Origin of the sequence: Fictibacillus phosphorivorans, assembly GCF_023715845.1 — a bacterium.
Classification (GTDB): Bacteria; Bacillota; Bacilli; order Bacillales; family Fictibacillaceae; genus Fictibacillus; species Fictibacillus phosphorivorans_D.
In genome coordinates this window covers 1-13,469 of the sequence record NZ_JAMBOR010000030.1, presented here as the reverse complement: position 1 = coordinate 13,469, position 13,469 = coordinate 1, and the positions used below count along the sequence as shown (strand labels likewise).

Genomic DNA, 13,469 nt, shown 5'->3' with positions numbered 1-13,469 from the left:
AAACAGGATTTCTTACCTATAATTCTAGATTCCACAAGTTTGGATCGCCAGACGATACAGCGAGAGCGCCCGCCTTAAGTCCATTTAAGATTTCCTCTTTGCTGCTTATTAATCCTCCTGCAATGATGGGCAGGGTTGTTATATTCGTTAACTCGTCAATAACAGTCGGCATCAAACCTGGTAATACTTCAATAGCATCTGGTTTACAGTTATGGGCAATTTCGATGCCTTTTTTTATGGCGTTTCGATCTATGAGAAAGATACGCTGTATCGTCATTAGCCCTTCTTCTTTTGCATATTTGATAAGATTGCTTTTGGTCGTAATGATACCATGTGGTTTCCAAGCCTTAGCTATATAGGTTATAGCACTTCTTGTATTGGCAAGTCCCTCAATAAAATCCATATGTACGAATGTTATTTTTCCGGCATCTTTTAATTGGTCTATGTATTCTTTTGTTGTAATAATGTCTCCTGTTAAGATAAAAGTAATATTTGCTGTTGAATCAATTGCTTTTTTTATATCCTTTTCATTTTTAATCGAGGAAATGACTTGTGATTGAACAATATCTACTATGCTAACCATTTCTAATCCCCCTCAGCTCAATATCTTACTTGTGTACTCTTTATTAATTTGATTGTTTTCCACTTAATCCTCTATATTTCTAATAAAGCAATGTTGCCCTATTATTTCTTGGGAAATTTTTGTCGAATTTTTGGATAAATGATCTTTACTTTGTAGAACTTGTGAGAGGTTCATTTCCGCTCCAGGTGCTCGCTTTCCATGGGGCGTGCGGTAAGCCTCCTGCCGCTTTGCGCCTTTAGGAGTCTCCACCTGACCGCTCGTCCCATAGGACAAGGAAAGCTTCGTCAGCGAAACATCGCACGAAGAAAATGTGTTCTTCATTTTCGAGGATCTCGCACCTTACGCTCCAATTCACTTGCATAAAAAAAAAAGAAAGATATTCAGAAAGTAACAGCGCTTAATAAAACTCCTCCAGGAACAAACTAGCAATTGATTATTAATATAAACTGACTTATAATGGTAAACTGTTGTCAATTATGCATTCGCGGTTCGAAAACTCCCGCGTTAACAAAACTAGGAGGAATTCTATGTTTAATTTTTATTTTGGTGTAGGTTTTGCACTCGTTAATTTTGTGCTCTTCTTACTGTGCTATAAATGGTTTGGGAAAATGGGTCTATTCGCTTGGATCGCTGCTGCAACCATCCTAGCGAACTTGCAAGTCGTAAAAACAATCGAGATGTTTGGTCTTGTTATGACACTCGGTAATGTGATTTACGGGACGATCTATCTAGCAACAGATTTGATTAACGAAAAATACGGTGAAAAAGAAGCTAGAAAAGCAGTGTGGTTTGGATTCTTCACACTTGTGATGACAACCATCATCATGCAGCTCGTTCTTGTGTTTGAACCGCATGAAAGTGATATTGCCCAGCCCCACCTTGAAGCGATTTTTGGCTTACTTCCGCGTTTAGCACTTGGAAGCTTAACCGCTTATCTGGTCAGCCAATATCTTGATGTAAAGCTATTTGCTAAATTAAGAGAGAAATTTTCTCGTCCAGATCAGCTTTGGATTCGTAATAACGGCAGTACGATGGTGAGTCAGCTTATTGATACATTCATCTTTTGTATAATTGCCTTTGCCGGTGTCTTTTCATGGGACGTATGGATTCAAATCTTCTTCACAACGTATGTGATTAAATTTGTTGTATCAGCAGCATCTACACCTTTTATTTATATAGCAAGAAGCTTCAAACACCCAGAAGAAGCTCAAAAACCAAGCGTTTAATGTCTGGTTATTTTATCCCCTTATAACAAAAAAGAAAAGTGTTGAGGCGTTATGAAACACGCTTCAACACTTTTTTCTTTAATTATATTGCTTTATCATCTCATCTAATTTCTGAGATTTTTCACTAAGCTTTTGATTGATCTTTTCGTTGATATTTATCCACTGTGACATTTTTTCTTTCGCAAGTCTTTCGTCATCGGCTCGCATCGCTTCATGCATAGCTCTTTTTGTTTGGTGTGCCTCTTTTCTTAATGTTCTCAGATCCTTATGAATCTGCTTCATATTCTGCCAGATTACTTTTTTCTCGCTTCTTGTTTTTTCAGTTCCACTCTCAGCCGCTTTAATGTGAAGACTGAACAGCTGATCTTTCTTTTGAACGATCTCTTTTTTGATTTCAAGACGCTTGATCTTCAGCTCATTTGCCTTGTGCACCTCTGCTTCAAAGTTTTTCATGTGCCTAAAATGGTGTTGCCTTTTCTCTTTTACGACTGAAACATTATCCGCCTGCTGTGCAAAAACCGTTACAGATCCACTGGATAGTAGAGCAAACGCTAACGCTGCCGGTAAGATTCTTTTCATTTCTATCACTCCTTAACTGTTATACTTGTATCTTTTGTTAAAGAAGTGAATTTCTTGCGTTCACATGTATGTAAATTCTTTTACATTTACTTAAGTTTTTTTAACACCCGGTTCACCGTTTCTCTTCTTAATCCAACAAATTGCCCGATTTCCTCTTGAGTTAATACCTTCTCAACTGCTACTTCCGGAAAATAACTCGCAAACCACTTTTGCAGCTTTACGATCTTTCCTTCAGGCGTTAACGTAGACATCTGATTGATCCTTTGCTGCATCATCCTTAATTTTGTTTCTAAAAGGTGCGCTACTTCTTTATAGACTTTAGGATCTTCCTCTAAAGATCTATACCACTCTACTGGATCTATCCTTGTAACCTCTGAAGGTAAAAGCGCAATCGCGGAACCGTTGTATTCTTTATGACTGGTTAGTGAATGATGCGGAATCACCTCGCCTGGAACGATGAGATTCAATAACAACTGACTTCCATCCTCATGCACTCTGACGATTTTTAATAATCCTTGATCTAGTTTATATAGAGGACCTTCTTCCCCTTGTCTAAATAATGTTTCTCCTTTTGCGATAAACATGAAGAACTTCATCCCCCTTTTGCGTCATCTGTGTTCACCTAATCCACCCTATGCCCATATCTTTTTATATGGGGAGGAAAGATGCAAAATGAACCAGTTTGCTCAATTCACACAGGAACTAACACTATTGTACAGCATTGCGCTCATCGGTTACATGCTTCGAAAAAAAGACATATTGCCGGACGGTACAGAAAGAATTTTAACGGCCGTTATATTAAACGTTACACTGCCTGCACTTATTCTCTTTGGAATGGATGTTTCTTTTTCCGTCGAAAATGTTATTCAGTTTGGCTGGCTTTCTTTCATGTCAGCATTTGTTCTCATTGTCTCATCCACAATATCCTCTTTTACCGTGAAAAAAGTAAAGCCAGATGCGCAAAAGAAAAATGCCTTAGAAGGCATTATGATCTTTGGAAACCAAGGCTTCCTTGGTATCGCGGTATGTTTTTTATTATTTGGAAAAGAAGGCGTATTCTATGGAACTCTCTTTAATTTTATCTATTTATTATATATCTGGACCTATGCCATCTACCTTTTCGCAAGGAGCGCCGAAAGTTTTCAATGGAAGAAAGTCTTTTTGAATTCGGGAGTTATTGCTACGCTAACCGGGTTATTATTAATGATTTTGCCCGGAACTCTGCCACAAGTTGTGTCCAATACGTTAGAGCTGACTGGTAAACCTACCGTACCGCTCTCCATGCTGTTGATCGGGTCCTTATTAGGCAGCATGTCCCTTACAGATTTAAAGCTGTTTATAAAAGACAAAACGCTTTGGTTGGCATCCTTTTATAAATTAATTCTATTCCCGCTGTTACTCCTGCCGTTCTTACGATTTTCATTACCGTTCGAGCTATTTGCGGTCGCCTTTTTAGTAGCGGGTATGCCCTCTGCTCCGACGATTTCCATGTATGCTCAAAGCTATGGAGAAGATGCTTCGTTTGCAGCGGCTGGTGTTGCTTTAAGTACGATTCTTTCGTATATATCCATTCCTGCATTATACAGTTTCCTTTTAATAATCTCTTCCTTTACCTGAATCCGAGATCTCTAGCAGGATTTCAGGATATGGGGCAAAAAACGTCTGCTCTAAAATCTCGTTATCTTCAAAACGGATCGCGTGTGACTTTAAGAGTGTCGTAATACTTGAGAACGGCTCTTTCTTGTTTGCGTATTTTTGCATAAGCTCTTCGAAGAAAGCCACTTCTCTGATCGATAGTTTAGATTCAAATCTTTTGAAAATTTCTCTGGCCACCCTGCGGTTCGAATCGTTTCTGGCTGCACGGTTAAACAATTTGTGAAGTGCTTTTTGATACAACTCAACGGTCTCTTCTTCACCGTTCTCATCGACATTTTTTAGTACCCGGTTCATCACCTTTAAGGTCGGCTTGCTGTATGCCATGAGTAAGTAGTAATTTTTTTTGTGAAATTCTTTTACTGCCTCTAACCCCAAAGGCAACAACCTGCGAAAAGAAGCTAAAGTAAACAGTTTCGTATAAAATCTGTCGCGGATTGTAAAGTTATTCAGTCTCCCTTCTTCTTCTACGGCGAGATGTGAAAAGAGGGCTTCGACCTTTCCTCCAAAAAGGCCACTTGTATGTCCGATCGCAGGACCCTTTTCGGTCGACGCATACACTTTGACTTCCTTTACTCCGCATGATGGAGAACGCGTTTTTAAAATGAATCCGTCTGTATCTCGTATGCCCGCAAGATAGGTATCCGCGAATGAGGTCATTTCTTTTGTGACGTCCCGTTTTGTTGAAGGTTGAAGAAGCAAATAATTCTCTTCTTTTTTTACGATTCTAATCGTCTCTCTTGGTGTTCCAAGGCCGATCTCTACTTCCGGACATACAGGAACAAAATCAACGTAATCCATTAACTTTTTTACCACATCATTATAGATCACATCACCATTGTAGCGGCAAGCGTCGAACTCCAAACATTTGCTGACCACCACTCTTGGTCTGGCATAAGCTTCCATCCATCCTGCTCCTCATTTATGTTTTCTAACAGTGTCTCCATTTTCAGGTGAAATTTTATCATGATTTCTGTAAAATGTTGGTTACCGGGAGGGGAGGTTTTATGTCCTATTTTGAAGATCTTCGAAAACATGTTGGTAATGCACCGCTTATTTTACCTGGTTCTGTAGTCATCATTGAAAACGAAAAGGGAGAAATTTTGCTTCAGCATCGTAAAGATGGAGGTTGGGGGCTTCCTGGAGGTTTGATGGAACTAGGTGAGAGTTTTGAAGAAACAGCCATTCGTGAAGTAAAAGAAGAAACAGGACTCGACATTGATGGATTGACCCAGTTGCACGTATATTCAGGAGCAGACCAATATTTAAAAGTTGCAAATGGGGATGAATTCTATTGTGTAACGGCAGTCTATACAGCAAAGGAAGTAAAAGGCACTATCCTAATAGATGAAGAGGAATCTTATGACTTTCGCTACTTTCCAGCTAGCAAGCTTCCTAAAGGTATCTTAGATAATCACAAGAAATACATAAATGATTATCTTAATAAAAAAGAAAAAACAGAGAGTACCGGTGATTAAGACGGTGTCTCTGTTCTTTTCTCGTAAAATTTATATTCAACGAAATCACAAACAGGCTGATAGCCAATATCTTGGTAGATTTTATTTGCGGTTTGATTCGCTAGATCTGTAAATAGGGAGCAAAATTCATACCCCTCTTGTAAAAGGTGTTCACTTAATGCAGCCACACAAGCACTCGCGTATCCGTTTCCTCTTAACTCTTTTGGCGTATAAACCATATTTACAGCTATACCTTTCACATTAGGTCTCGTTTTAGAAGCCATGCATACGGCTTTCCCTTCAACTTCCCAAACAAAAAGGAACCCATCTTTCACTCTAGCGTCCGCATATTCTTCTGCTTCCTTACGTGTCATGAGCTGATTGATTTCACTTGTCATCTCCACGATCCACTGTGGTAAAAACGATAAGTCTTCTTCAGTTGCGAGACGTAATTTCCCTGGACGTACCGCCGGTTGTACGACAGTTTGCAGCGTATACAAGCGTACATCCATTAACACTTTTTCTTCTAACTGATGTGCTGCGGTCCAATGCTCGGAAAAAGCTTTCCCAACTGCTTTAGGTGCATAAACTTTTTGTACCGCGTAGTTTTCCTTTATTAAATAGTCTACAAGATAAGGGGCTGCTTCGACTCCATCCGATTCTTCTTTTTCCAATAGCGATATGGCATGCGGCGGGATTAGCATGGCAGCGAGCTTGATTTTCCCTTCTTTCTTTACAGTCGCTAAGAAAGGTTGTTCTTTTTCCCAAACTCTATCCTTGTTTCTTAGACAATGCCCTAACATGATCTGCGCCCTGTCCTCCTGCTCGAGCAAGAACGTTTTCACTTCATCATAAAAAGCAGAAATTGTTTCATATCGTATTACTTCCATGACCGACCCTCTCTCTATCTTTAGCTCTGTCATTCTATTTCGTTCTTAATATATCGATTCCCTCTATATCCAACAATCTAAAAAGCCTTTATTTGGTTAAAGGGTAACGATTTCTGTTATACTTACTATAACGTAAAGGAAGGTGAACGGAATGAGTACACATGTATTTACAAAACGTGAAGAAATAGCGAACGCCATTACTCATGGAATCGGTGTTCTCTTAAGTGTAGCCGTCACTTCCATCCTGCTCGTTTTTGCAGTATGGAAAGGAACAGCTGTTCATATTGTAAGTTTTGCTGTTTTTGGCGGAACGATGCTGGTGCTATATACTGCTTCCACTCTCGTACACGCTTTTCCTAAAGGGCGGGTAAAAGATTTATTTGAGATCATGGACCATGCAGCCATCTATTTGTTTATTGCAGGGACGTACACACCGATTGTACTCATCGTCGTCGGCGGTGCACTGGGCTGGACATTGTTCGGGATTGTCTGGGGCCTTGCAGCTTTTGGTGTTGTTTTTAAAGTCTTTTTTACAAAGAAGTTTGTAGTATTGTCCACGCTTGGTTATGTCGCAATGGGCTGGTTGATCACATTTGCGCTTAAAGATATCTCCGCAAACATGCCTCCTGAAGGCATTCAGCTCCTTGTAGCAGGCGGAATCATCTACACGCTCGGCAGTATCTTTTATGTGTGGCGCAGCTTTCCTTTCCACCATGCAGTCTGGCACCTCTTTGTTCTAGCCGGCAGTGTCTTACATTTTCTTATGATGTTTTATGTGCTTCCACTGTCATAGAATAGATATGGGGTGACAAAAATGAAAATCGTGCTGAGACTTGTTTTTGGAATTGCCCTTTTGCTCGTAGCATTTTTCGGACTCGGTCCAGTACTCTTAGCAGACGGCCTGCCTGGTGAACGGGCACTGACATTAATCGTGGTTTTATTGATCTTTGGATTGTTGTTTATGATATATAAATGGTTGCTGAAAAAAATTACTTAAGAGCAGATATAGATTCTGCTCTTTTTTTATTACATAATAAAATTAAATAAATGATCGATGAGGAGTTCTTCCGAATGGCAATTGAACACCGGCTTTATACAATGTGTATGATTCAAGATGGAGATAGGGTCCTTTTGATAAACCGTCCTGACAATCGCGGCTTTCCAGGCTATCTCGCTCCTGGAGGTAAGATTGATTTCCCTGAAGGTTTGGTAGATGGTGCTACAAGAGAGGTTAAAGAGGAAACGGGTCTTCATGTCTCAAACCTTGTTTTTAAAGGTATTGACGAGTATGTAAATTCCAAAGAGAACGTACGTTATATGGTATTTAATTATTGGACAAATACGTTTACTGGAGATTTGTTGGAAGAACCGCCTGAAGGAGAACTCGTCTGGGTACCCATCCCTGAAGCGTTAGAACTGCCGATGCAAAGCTGGTTTAAAGAAAGGTTCCCATTGTTTTTTGAAGCAGGTACATTCGAGATCCATAGGGTATGGGATGCTGTTTCAAATGAACAAGTAGAAGTGAAGGTGAAGGTTACGTAAAACTCCCGTTCAAAGACAGGAGTTTTTACATTAAAAATGTGTATTCATGTTGAAAACGGGAATTAGGTACTATGGGGTTAGCAGCTTATCTGAACCTCCTTTTCCTATAAAAAAAGATGACTCGATCGAGTCATCCCTCTTAATATTATCTATTGCTTATTTAATAATCTGCAGTTCTTTTGGATATTTCGTCAATGTTTCATGCCCATCCGCAGTCACGTAAACGTCATCCTCGATTCGTACGCCACCAATATCATCAATATAGATACCTGGTTCGATCGTGTACGTCATACCCTCGCGCAGTACGCCATCATTGTTGTCACTCATGGACGGAAACTCATGAACATCGATTCCAAGACCATGTCCGATTCGGTGAGGGAAGTGATCTCCATACCCCGCCTCTGTAATATGGTTACGCGCGATCACATCAAGGTCTCCGATGCGTGTTCCCGGCTTAGAAGCTTCCAACGCCTTCAACTGTGCTTGTAGCACTGTATCATAAATCGCACGGCGTTTCTCATCAAGTTCGCCAAACGCTACCGTGCGCGTGATGTCAGAGCAATAGCCATCTAGAACTACACCTAAATCAAACAACACAAAATCTCCACGCTTGAGTTTTCTTGAACCTGGTTTACCGTGAGGCTGTCCTGCTTTTTCTCCAAACAGCACCATCGTTGAGAAAGACATTTGACTGATGCCTTTTTTCTTCAGTTCGTACTCAATCTTCGCGAGCACTTCCATCTCTGTAACGCCTTCTTTAAGAGTTGCAACACCGACTTCCACTCCGTAGTCTGCCAGTCGTGCCGCTTCACGCAATGTTTTAAGCTCGCTCTCCTCTTTTATCAATCGAAGCTCGTTCAGTAATGCTTCCGCCCCGACTAATTTTGCACCATCAAACATCCCAAGGAGTTTCTCTCCGCGCGCATAAGGAAGTGTTTCTTTTTCAACCGCAATAGAAGCTGCCCCTGTTACGCCTCGGCTAGCCAACGCTTCCTGCACCTTAGCCCAAGGATCTTCAGAATCGCTGTATCCTACAATCTCATGTGTCCATCCTGCACCTTTAGCCTGTGAACGTTCCATTCCCGGGCAAAGCATGAACGGCTCGCCTTCTGGTAGCACGATAACACCAAGAACACGCTCGTGCGGATCCGTGTATAAACCAGACAAATAGAAAACGTTCGCTGTCGTATGAATGAAGGCTAGCGTATGACCTTCTTCTTTTAACCAATCCTTGACCTTTTGAATACGTCCTTCGTTCATATGTATACCTCCATTAAAAGCCTCAATCGGCATAAAATTTTATCTCTCACTGTCTATTGTAAAATAAACGCCGGAGAAAAAACAGGAGCACACATCGCAATCGCAAATGTGTGCTCCATTATTCATGTCACAAATAAATTAAAACTGTACTTTTTCTTCAATAAAGCTCTTAAGATCAGCAATCTTCACACGTGTTTGTTCCATCGTGTCACGGTCACGGACCGTTACCATGCCATCTTCTTTAGAATCAAAGTCATACGTGATACAGAACGGAGTACCGATCTCATCCTGACGGCGGTAACGTTTACCGATTGATCCTGTTTCATCATAATCAACGTTGAAGTGTTTAGCTAGCGAAGTGAATACTTCAGTCGCTTCTTCAGACAGCTTCTTAGACAATGGCAGGATAGCCGCTTTATAAGGCGCTAATGCAGGATGTAAGTGCATCACTGTTCGGCTTGTGCCGTCTTCTAATTCTTCATCTTCATAAGCATCGATTAAAAATGCTAGCGTTACACGGTCGGCACCTAGTGATGGCTCGATACAGTAAGGAATGTAACGTTCGTTCGTCTCTTGATCAATGTAGTTGAAGTCTTCGCCGGAGAATTCCATATGGCGCTTCAAGTCAAAGTCTGTACGGGATGCAACACCCCAAAGCTCGCCCCAGCCAAACGGGAACTTGTATTCAAAGTCCGTTGTCGCATTTGAGTAGTGAGAAAGCTCATCTTCATTATGGTCGCGAAGACGAAGGTTCTCTTCTGTCATACCTAAAGACTTCAGCCAGTTTTCAGCTGTATCTTTCCAATAGTTGAACCACTGGATCTCGCTTCCTGGCTTACAGAAGAACTCAAGCTCCATTTGTTCAAATTCACGCGTACGGAACGTGAAGTTACCTGGTGTGATCTCGTTACGGAAACTTTTACCGATCTGCGCGATACCAAACGGCAATTTTTTACGCATCGTGCGTTGAACATTTTTAAAGTTAACGAAGATCCCTTGTGCAGTTTCCGGGCGCAGGTAGATTTCGTTTGAACTTGATTCTGTTACACCTTGGTGCGTTTTGAACATCAAGTTAAATTGACGAATTCCTGTAAATTCGTGGCTTCCACACTCAGGACAAGCGATGTTGTAGTCTTTCACTAACTCTTCCATCTTTTCGAACGGAAGTCCGTCAACGATGATCTCTTTTCCTTCTTTCTCAGCTGCTTCTTCGATCAGCTTGTCGGCACGGTGACGCGCTTTACAGTTTTTACAGTCCATCATCGGATCGTTGAAGTTGCCGATATGTCCGGATGCTTCCCACGTACGAGGGTTCATAAGGATGGCTGCATCAAGTCCTACGTTATATGGGGACTCTTGAACAAACTTTTTCCACCATGCTTTTTTCACGTTGTTCTTCAGTTCAACACCAAGCGGACCATAATCCCATGTGTTTGCAAGACCTCCGTAGATTTCAGATCCCGGAAATACAAAACCGCGATGTTTCGCATGATTTGTGATGGTTTCCATGTTTTTTGTCATTTATAATTCCTCCCTTTGGATTATGCCTTATGGACCGTGCGTCTTTTTAACAAACAAAAAACTCCCGTCCCAAGGCTCTATGCCCAGGGACGAGAGTTGTATCTCCCGCGGTTCCACCCTAGTTGATCCGTCTGTAAAGTAAAACGAATCCTCTTTTCAAAGACAGCTCCGGATTGCCGTTTCACTAATGTCTCTTACCGGGCTTACACCGCCCCCGGCTCGCTTAAAAGAGTGTCAGATTAGTTACTATTCATCCTTCACGGCTGTATATCATGTTTTTATAATAAAGTAATATTACCAAAAAACGAAAACATTAGTCAAAATATTTTCCTATATTATGCTTTTGTTACTTTAATTGTGCAAGTTCTTCTTTAATTTGTTCCAAAGTAGGTAGAGAGGTCATCGCACCTTTGCTTGATACCGTGAGTGCACCGGAAACACTTCCGAAAACAGCCATATCTGCTGCTTCATCGAGCGTAAGTGTCTCAAGTGTTCCGTTATATTGATTTAACTGGTGCAAGATCGCTGAGACGTATGCATCACCCGCGCCTGTACTGTCAACAGCGGAAACACCTTTCGCTGGAATGTACTCACCGCCCTCTTCTGTTACTACATAGCTGCCGTCATCTCCCAGTGTAATAAAAAGCAGAGGGATATTGTACTGTTGTAGAATTTTAATGCCTTCCTCTACCTTTTTTAATCCCGTAATAAATTCAAGCTCTTCTTCTGATAGCTTCACGATATCTGCATGAGGAAGCATCGAAAGAATCGTCTCGCGTGCCAAAGCAGGCGTCTTCCATAAAGACAGCCTTAAGTTTGGATCAAAGGAAACCCACATGCCGTTTTCCTTGGCCAGTTTAACTGCTTTTTCGGTCGCGCTTTTAGAGGGTTCAGCAATCAGGGAAATCGAGCCGATATGAAGAATTTTTCTATCCTTGAACAGACTCGCTTGTATGTTTTTCTCTTCCAAGAAGCGATCGGCACTTGGATCGATGTAAAAGTCAAAAGATCTTTTCCCGTTTTCAGATAAGGTTACAAAAACAGTGCCGGTTCGGACTTCTTCCGTTTTAGAAACATGAAACGCATTTACACCGTAGCTTTTCATCGTATCAATCAAAAAGTCACCAAGTACATCATCCCCAACTTTCCCTAGAAAAACAGACTCCGAGCCAAGGCGTGCAACACCCACTGCTACATTAGCAGGAGCACCGCCCGGACGTTTATAATACATAGAATTCGTTTCATCCGTAGGGATAAAATCAACAACCGCTTCACCTAAAGAAATAATACCTTCTTTCATCAGTTACTCCCCCTGTTTTTCATAATTTATATAGTGTTATTGCTTTGACCTTTTGGTTGTTTTTCCTTCCTAGCAAGTTGATTGGTGCTCAAGGTAGCCGACTCCTGCAAAGACGAGTGGGACAGGTGAGACTCCTAATGGCGCAGAGCGGCAGAGGCTCATCGCCCGCCCCGCCAAAAGCGAGCAACCTATAGCGGAAATCAACAACTATACAAAAAAACCAGGCTAAATAAGCCTGATTTTTCTTTATTTCATTTTAATCTGCAACAAGGATGTTTCCCCTTTTGTTGCTTCTGATGCCGCGCGTTTGTCTAACGATTCCACAGCATCTCCATTTGTGATCACAATCGGTGTAACCGTGCTAGCTGCTTTTTCTTTAATAAGATCTAGATCAAAAGAAAGCAGTTTATCTCCAGCTCTTACTTTATCTCCAACCTTTACGTGGCCATCAAATCCTTCACCGTTCATGTTTACGGTCTCAAGCCCCACATGGATCAAAATTTCAGCGCCAGATTTTGATTGGATTCCAATCGCATGCTTCGTATGGAAAAACTGCACAACTTCACCGTCAACCGGTGAAACTACAACACCTTCTGTTGGTTCGATCGCAATTCCGTCTCCCATCATTTTTTGAGAGAATGTTGGGTCTGGTACTTCTTCTATAGATACGATTTTACCGGTCAAAGGAGCTACAATCGTTTCTTCTTTTTTTACTTCTTTTTTCCCAAATAATTTATTAAACATGTCCTTCACTCATCCTTTCGTCTGTTTACCTTAATAATTTACACTTGTGAGAACGCTTTAAAACATCCCAGTCTTCAAATTCACGATACAAAAGAAGACCAAAGAACAGAAAATCAGTTAATTGAATGTTCTTCAGGTCTCATATTTTATGAATCGCGAGAAACTTTACATATAAAAATAAGATAGTATGAACTAGGATGTCAAATAGAAAGGTTTCGATTTTTGCGCAGTATCGTTTCATGTGCAATCAGTATGGGAGTTACTAGTAAAATAGCGCAGCACCCCTCCTTCATCAAAACTAAATTAAATTTACTAATTATGTATAACTAATCATTGGATGTCTCTCGTTTTATCAACATCTCCTGCAAACATCTTTTATTTCAATAAGTAATCACAAAAACCTTCGTTCCAACCAGCAATGTATGAAAATAAGAAAATAATCATGGTTCTTTAAGCACAGAATTATAGATGGTAAAATTCTATTCCCTGCTTTTTTTACGGTACGCGTTTTTATATTTGTTACACGTTCGCTCAAAAGTTTCGATCTTCGCTCAAAACCCCCTTCTTTTCGCTCAAAATTGCTCCGCTATGGACTTCTGTCAATAAAGTGGAGATAAATTTTGTGAGAAATATTCAATTGAGTCCCATTCTTAAGGGATTTTCATATGAACATCAATGAGCCTCTTCACAGAGGCTTTTTATTATGGGCGCTTT

At 40.8% G+C, this 13,469-nt stretch carries 15 protein-coding genes and 1 riboswitch; of the genes, 6 read left to right on the top strand and 9 right to left on the bottom strand.

From position 1 onward, the window contains the following. Window positions 1-16: 16 nt before the first annotated feature. Window positions 17-583, bottom strand: a complete 567-nt coding sequence (locus M3206_RS17390; RefSeq protein WP_251313781.1) for a glycerol-3-phosphate responsive antiterminator — start codon at window positions 581-583, stop codon at window positions 17-19. A 478-nt stretch (window positions 584-1,061) separates the two neighbouring features. Next, window positions 1,062-1,106: riboswitch (PreQ1 riboswitch) on the top strand. A gap of 4 nt (window positions 1,107-1,110) precedes the next feature. On the opposite strand from M3206_RS17390, the gene M3206_RS17385 reads away from it, so the two are divergent. Continuing rightward, window positions 1,111-1,809, top strand: coding sequence for a queuosine precursor transporter (locus M3206_RS17385; protein ID WP_251313780.1), 699 nt, complete (start codon window positions 1,111-1,113; stop codon window positions 1,807-1,809). A gap of 78 nt (window positions 1,810-1,887) precedes the next feature. On the opposite strand, the gene M3206_RS17380 is transcribed toward M3206_RS17385, so the two are convergent. Both M3206_RS17380 and M3206_RS17375 read right to left on the bottom strand, forming a co-directional pair. Then, a complete protein-coding gene (locus tag M3206_RS17380) occupies window positions 1,888-2,388 on the bottom strand; it encodes a hypothetical protein (RefSeq protein WP_251313779.1) in 501 nt (166 codons plus the stop codon). An 86-nt stretch (window positions 2,389-2,474) separates the two neighbouring features. After that, entirely contained in the window at window positions 2,475-2,972 is a 498-nt protein-coding gene (locus M3206_RS17375) for a Crp/Fnr family transcriptional regulator (RefSeq protein WP_251313778.1), read from the bottom strand. Window positions 2,973-3,060: 88 nt separating this feature from the next. Between M3206_RS17375 and M3206_RS17370 the strand changes: the two genes are divergently transcribed. Further along, window positions 3,061-4,005 (top strand): AEC family transporter, encoded by a 945-nt coding sequence (locus tag M3206_RS17370; protein ID WP_251313777.1) that lies wholly within the window; start codon window positions 3,061-3,063, stop codon window positions 4,003-4,005. Here M3206_RS17370 and M3206_RS17365 read toward each other — a convergent pair. Further along, complete coding sequence (locus tag M3206_RS17365) at window positions 3,982-4,947, bottom strand: YbgA family protein (protein ID WP_251313776.1); 966 nt, start codon at window positions 4,945-4,947, stop codon at window positions 3,982-3,984. The genes M3206_RS17370 and M3206_RS17365 overlap by 24 nt on opposite strands. Before the next feature lie 101 nt (window positions 4,948-5,048). Here M3206_RS17365 and M3206_RS17360 point away from each other — a divergent pair, with 101 nt between their 5' ends. Then, a complete protein-coding gene (locus tag M3206_RS17360; RefSeq protein ID WP_251313775.1) occupies window positions 5,049-5,519 on the top strand; it encodes an NUDIX hydrolase in 471 nt (156 codons plus the stop codon). On the opposite strand, the gene M3206_RS17355 is transcribed toward M3206_RS17360, so the two are convergent. Further along, window positions 5,516-6,388, bottom strand: a complete 873-nt coding sequence (locus M3206_RS17355) for a GNAT family N-acetyltransferase (protein WP_251313774.1) — start codon at window positions 6,386-6,388, stop codon at window positions 5,516-5,518. The two genes, M3206_RS17360 and M3206_RS17355, sit on opposite strands and share 4 nt — an antisense overlap. Window positions 6,389-6,539: 151 nt before the next feature. Here M3206_RS17355 and trhA point away from each other — a divergent pair, with 151 nt between their 5' ends. The 3 genes from trhA (at window position 6,540) to M3206_RS17340 (ending at window position 7,930) form a co-directional block, all read left to right on the top strand. Next, window positions 6,540-7,181, top strand: a complete 642-nt coding sequence (gene trhA, locus M3206_RS17350) for a PAQR family membrane homeostasis protein TrhA (protein ID WP_251313773.1) — start codon at window positions 6,540-6,542, stop codon at window positions 7,179-7,181. A gap of 21 nt (window positions 7,182-7,202) precedes the next feature. Beyond that, window positions 7,203-7,385, top strand: a complete 183-nt coding sequence (locus tag M3206_RS17345; protein WP_251313772.1) for a DUF6954 family protein — start codon at window positions 7,203-7,205, stop codon at window positions 7,383-7,385. Between the two features lie 74 nt (window positions 7,386-7,459). Further along, window positions 7,460-7,930 carry an 8-oxo-dGTP diphosphatase gene (locus tag M3206_RS17340; protein ID WP_251313771.1) on the top strand — a complete coding sequence of 157 codons (471 nt, stop codon included), beginning with the start codon at window positions 7,460-7,462 and terminating at the stop codon, window positions 7,928-7,930. A 156-nt stretch (window positions 7,931-8,086) separates the two neighbouring features. On the opposite strand, the gene M3206_RS17335 is transcribed toward M3206_RS17340, so the two are convergent. The 4 genes from M3206_RS17335 to M3206_RS17320 form a co-directional block, all read right to left on the bottom strand. Continuing rightward, window positions 8,087-9,190 (bottom strand): M24 family metallopeptidase, encoded by a 1,104-nt coding sequence (locus M3206_RS17335; protein WP_251313770.1) that lies wholly within the window; start codon window positions 9,188-9,190, stop codon window positions 8,087-8,089. Window positions 9,191-9,328: 138 nt separating this feature from the next. Beyond that, complete coding sequence (locus M3206_RS17330) at window positions 9,329-10,711, bottom strand: glycine--tRNA ligase (protein ID WP_251313769.1); 1,383 nt, start codon at window positions 10,709-10,711, stop codon at window positions 9,329-9,331. A 346-nt stretch (window positions 10,712-11,057) separates the two neighbouring features. Further along, window positions 11,058-12,011: an aminoimidazole riboside kinase gene (locus M3206_RS17325; protein WP_251313768.1), complete on the bottom strand. Its 954-nt coding sequence runs from the start codon at window positions 12,009-12,011 to the stop codon at window positions 11,058-11,060. A 246-nt stretch (window positions 12,012-12,257) separates the two neighbouring features. Continuing rightward, complete coding sequence (locus M3206_RS17320; RefSeq protein WP_251313767.1) at window positions 12,258-12,755, bottom strand: PTS sugar transporter subunit IIA; 498 nt, start codon at window positions 12,753-12,755, stop codon at window positions 12,258-12,260. Window positions 12,756-13,469 lie beyond the last annotated feature (714 nt).